The following is a 481-nucleotide window of genomic DNA, read 5'->3' as shown; positions in this document are numbered from 1 at the left end:
GCGTCAGGCCGTATTGCCGGGCGATGGCCCGTATCTCACATATCAGCAGCGGCTTCCGCTCGGCGTCTGCGGCATCATCACCCCGTTCAACCATCCGATGCTGATCCTGGCGCGTAGCCTGTCGGCGGCGTTGGCCAACGGAAACACCGTGGTGGTCAAGCCTTCCGAACTCACGCCACTGACGACCCTCGCGCTGGCCGACATCCTCGCCGACGCCGGGCTACCCGACGGTGTCCTCAACGTGGTCACGGGCGCTCGCGCAGCCGGCCAGCGGCTTACCGGTCACCCGGACATCGCCAAGATCACGCTTACCGGAGGTACCGAAGCCGGCCGGTCCGCAGCCATCGCTACAGCGTCGCGGTTCGCCCGCATTACGGCCGAACTCGGCGGCAAGACACCCGTAGTGCTGTTCGATGACGTCGACCCGCGCATCTCCGCCGAGGGCGCGGCCTTCGCAGCGTTCGTCGCCGCGGGTCAGTCC

General features: G+C 67.8%; 1 protein-coding gene. It reads left to right on the top strand.

Features of this window, described 5'->3' with window-relative positions:
* Positions 1-481: aldehyde dehydrogenase family protein (locus RNB18_RS51195; RefSeq protein ID WP_311720948.1), on the top strand; the 481-nt coding region annotated here is incomplete at both ends.

The sequence above is a fragment of the Streptomyces doebereineriae genome, from assembly GCF_031845645.1.
GTDB lineage: Bacteria > Actinomycetota > Actinomycetes > Streptomycetales > Streptomycetaceae > Streptomyces > Streptomyces canus.
Note: the sequence above shows the minus strand (reverse complement) of the source record. Positions and strands in the feature narration are given on the sequence as shown.